Source organism: Microcoleus sp. S13_C3 (assembly GCF_036700905.1).
Lineage (GTDB): Bacteria > Cyanobacteriota > Cyanobacteriia > Cyanobacteriales > Microcoleaceae > Microcoleus.
The window spans coordinates 1,774-6,581 of sequence record NZ_JAUBPT010000143.1 but is presented as its reverse complement, the minus strand read 5'-3'; the positions used below and the strand labels follow the sequence as shown (position 1 = coordinate 6,581).

The window sequence follows — 4,808 nt, the reverse complement described above, 5'->3', positions numbered from 1 at the left end:
CACCATCTCCAACACCATCTCCAACACCATCTCCAACACCATCTCCAACACCATCTCCAACACCATCTCCAACACCATCTCCAACACCACCACCAACACCATCTTCAACACCACCACCAACACCATCCTCAACACCACCACCAACACCATCTTCAACACCACCTCCAATATCAGAACAAATACCATCTCCAATATCAGAACAAATACCATCTCCAATATCAGAACAAACACCATCTCCAATATCAGAACAAACACCATCTCCAATATCAGAACAAACACCATCTCCAATATCAGAACAAACACCATCTCCAATATCAGAACAAACGACATTACCGGATATTTCAATTACCAATGCGATCGCTCAATCTGGCAATTTGAATATCATTAATAGAATTGAATCTCTTTTTAACTACAGATCCGATTGGGTAAGCGAAATTGTCCAAACGGCATCGCCTCTAAATATAGTTAGCCGCAGCGATATCACACGGCTAATCGATAGAGGCGATATCCCACAAGCCCTTTTCTTTATCGATATCTTCTACAGTGAACAAGTGGGCTCATACATTAATCAGGAAATCAGGCGCGATTTGCAATCTTTTACCGCCATACAGAAAAGAACTAGAATCATCGCCAGCCAAACTGGTAAAAAACCAGCCATTATCTACGCCTTCTCCCGCCCTGAACAATTAGACCTGATCGTAGTCCCCCCTAGCGGCATCCCTATTCATAAAGCCATCCCCGCCGCCCGGCGCGAAACTTTGATGCAAGTCGCAGCCAATTTCAGCTCTGAACTCACTACTTCCAGAAACATCAATACTGAGAGCTATTTGCCAGCATCCCAACAACTTTACCAGTGGATAATTGCGCCCTTGGAAGCTGATTTGAAAGCTCAGGGCATCGATACGCTAGTTTTTAGTATGGATGCAGGGTTGCGATTGCTCCCCTTAGCCGCCCTCCATGACGGTTCTCAATTTCTAGTAGAAAAGTACAGCATCGGACTCATTCCCAGCGTCAACTTAACCGATACTAGCTATGCAAGTGTTAAAAATGCTGAAGTTTTAGCAATGGGAGCCTCACAATTTACTAATAACCCACCCTTGCCAGCAGTGCCTGCAGAACTTAACGCTATTGCCTCCGAATGGAAAGGCGAATCCTTCCTCAACCAAACCTTTACTCTCAACAATCTTAGGTCACAGCGCAAAGACAGACCCTATGGGATTATTCACCTCGCCACTCACGGATACTTTAACCCAGGATCACCGAGCAATTCTTACATTCAGTTATCAGACACCAGGTTAACACTCGATCGCGTGCGGCAACTAGGGTGGAATCAGCCACCTAAAGTTGAGCTATTGGTGTTGAGCGCTTGCCAAACTGCTGTGGGTGATGATGACACCGAATTAGGTTTTGCGGGGTTAGCTGTGCAAGCGGGGGTGAAGTCAGTTTTGGCGAGTCTTTGGTATGTCAGCGATGAAGGTACTTTAGGGTTAATGGCTGAATTTTACCATCAGTTAAAGGTCGCGCCGATTAAAGCCGAAGCCTTACGGCAAGCTCAAATCGCCATGATCAAAGGTCAAGTTCGCATTAAAAATGGTCGTTTAATTTTGTCAAACTTAAATAAGGAGTTAGAATTACCGCCAGAATTAGCTCAACTGACTAATGAAAATCTCTCCCATCCTTACTATTGGTCTGCCTTCACCATGATTGGGAGTCCTTGGTAATGTCATTGCGAGGAACAAAGCAATCGTAATACCAATTTAATGTGAAGTTGCACATATCTCGATCCCCCTAAATCCCCCTTAAGAAGGGGGACTTTGATAAGACTCTTATCCCCCCCTTCTTAAGGGGGGCTAGGGGGGATCGAGATTTAATAGTCAAACAACAGTCTCTGACTGGGTTTGAGCTTAAGTTGACACTAATGGGCTTTTGGAGTGTCCCTACGGGGATAAAACGATAGGCAGTGCTACTTCATGAAGGTGGAATTTGCTGTAAGTTATATTTTAGTGAAATCTATAAAGTTTAACAATTAAAGAGGTTGCATAATGATACAGCAAAAATTTGTTTCAATTCTAGTTTTTATTGACTCAAATGTTGAAGATTATCAGAGTTTAATTAGCGGCATTTCCCCAAATGCTGAGGTAATTATCCTAGATGAAACGCGGGATGGCATTGAGCAAATTACCGAAAGGCTAGCAATTGAACAAAATATAGAAGCAATCCACATCATCTCTCACGGTAGTCCAGGTGCAGTACATCTCGGTGTAAATACACTCAACAGCAGCAACATAGAAAGTTTCGCCCCTCAACTCAAACAGTGGCGCAAAGCATTAATTCCCGGTGCCGATATTCTCCTCTACGGGTGTAATGTCGCGGCTGTTGATCAGCCCCGGCGAATAGAATTCGCGGCTATACAAACAAAGTCCGGATGGTGCGCGGACTATGGAATTTCAACCCGCGCAGGCGGGTTTAGTTTGTGTAGTAGCGGTTTTAACCGCCCAGTTGAAAGTGCTACAAAGCCCACAAAACCTAACCAATTCCTCCAACGCCTGAGTGAGTTAACTGGCGCGTCGGTGGCAGCTTCCAAAAAGCTGACGGGAAGTGCTGCAAAAGGCGGCGACTGGGAATTAGAAGTGAGAACCGGAGAAATTAAAACACCGCTAGTATTTGAACCCGAAGTATTAGCAGCTTACGAGTATGTTCTCTCAACTTTCGGCGCTGCAACAAACTTTGGCGTGGGGACAAATCCCAGAGGTATTAATGTAGGGGATTTCAACGCTGATACCTTCCCCGACTTGGTAGTGACAAACCAGAATGACGACAACATTTCCATTTTGTTAGGGAATGGCACAGGGGGTTTTGGCACGGCTACCAACTTTGCCGTAGGTTTAAATCCCGTTTCCGTCACATCGGGACTGTTTAACAATGACAATTTCCCAGACTTAGCAGTAGTAAATAGTAGTAGTAACATCAGCACTGTCTCAATTCTCTTGGGGGATGGTACTGGTAACTTTATCGCCGGTGGCAACTTTAATGCCGGATTCGCTTCCGTTTCCGTAGCTGTCGGGAAATTTAATGCCGACAATTTCCTAGATTTAGCAGTAGTAAACGCTGACCCTGTACGTCCTTCTGGTAGCGTCTCAATTTTCTTGGGAACGGGTACAGGAAGCTTTGGCGCTGCCACTAATTTCAATGTTGGTGCGATTCCGATTGCGGTTGTTGTAGGCAACTTTAACGCTGACAGTTTCCCCGACTTAGCCGTTGCCAACAGCCTCTCTAATAATGTCTCAATTCTGTTAGGAAATGGTACGGGCGGCTTTGGTGCAGCTACTAATTTGGGGGCTGGGCAAAATCCAAATTCGATCGCCACTGGGGACTTTAACGGAGACACTTACCTCGACTTGGCCACAGCTAACGACGGATCTAACAATGTTTCAATTCTCTTGGGAAATGGCACGGGCAGCTTTGGTGCAGTCACTAATTTTAGCGCAGGGGTAGGGCTTAACGGCATTGTGGTGAAAGACTTTAGCGGAGATGGCAGACTTGACTTAGCAGTAACAGGAACCAGTGGCGCTGCAATTTTAGTAGGCAACGGCAGTGGCGGTTTTAGTTCACCCATTAACTTTGCTGCGGGGACAGATCCAATTTCCCTTATTTCAGGCAACTTTAATGCTGACACTCTCCCGGATTTGGCAGTAGCGAACAACGGTTCAGGCAACGTTTCTGTGCTGCTAAATACACCCAATACAGTTAATTTCGGGGCTGCAACTTACAGCGGTACTGAAGGAACAACAGACACAGTAGTTAATATTCCCGTTACCCTCAGCGGCGGCACTCCTTTTGCTGATGTAACTGTGCCAATTGCGATCGACCCCAGCAGCACAGCCACCGAAAATTCTGACTACACTATTTTACCTCCCTCGATTACATTCCCCGCAGGTGCAACAGGTGCAGCACTCACCCAGAATGTTGCAGTTACTATCAAACCTGACAACATAGCTGAAAACGCCGAAACCGCAATTCTCAACTTTGGCACAATTACTGGTGGGGTTGCAGGTACAACGGCTCAAACCACACTAACTATTGCTGCTAACGGTACTGTTTCTTATGCCGTCGCCGCTGGTACTGCCAGCATTCCTGAAGGTAATAGCGGCACAACTCCTCTAACTTTTACGGTGACTCGTAGCGGCGGTGCTGGTGTAGCGAGTAGCGTCAATTATGCGATCGCGGGAACTGCTACCAACGTCAGCGATTACAATAATATCGGCGGCACTTCTGGGGCAACGGCTACCACTGGCACGATCGATTTCGCCACTGGTGAGACATCCAAAACGATTACTCTCGATGTATTAGGCGACAGTGCGATCGAACCTGACGAAACTGTTACCCTCACCTTGTCTAATCCTGTCGCACCAGGTTCAACTCCTACTATTACCGCTGATGCGGCCGCAACAACTGTCACTAATGATGACACCGCAGGTTTCACCGTTAACACTACCACCACGACTGCGACTGAAGGCGGTGCAACTGGAAGTTACAGTGTTAAGTTAAATACTCAGCCGACTGCACCTGTTACGATTAGCTTTGATACAGGCAGTCAAATTAATCCGATTTCGTCGATAAATTTTGACAGCACTAATTGGAATGTTGCTCAAACTGTTGCGGTTGTTGCTTTTGACGATAATTTAGTTGAAGGAAATCATACAGGTGCGATCGCGCCTAGTTCTACCAGTAGCGATGTTAATTATAACGGCATCACAATTTCGACTGTTAGCGTCGCTATTACTGATAACGACACTGCGCCAACTCCG

2 protein-coding genes are annotated in these 4,808 nt (G+C 46.0%); both read left to right on the top strand.

Annotation, left to right across the window (positions count from 1 at the left end; genetic code table 11):
- The coding region (locus tag QUA16_RS28520) for a CHAT domain-containing protein (protein WP_445305418.1) at positions 1-1,721 on the top strand (1,721 nt) is incomplete at its 5' end.
- Between the two features lie 321 nt (positions 1,722-2,042).
- The coding region (locus QUA16_RS28515; protein WP_333104414.1) for a DUF4347 domain-containing protein at positions 2,043-4,808 on the top strand (2,766 nt) is incomplete at its 3' end.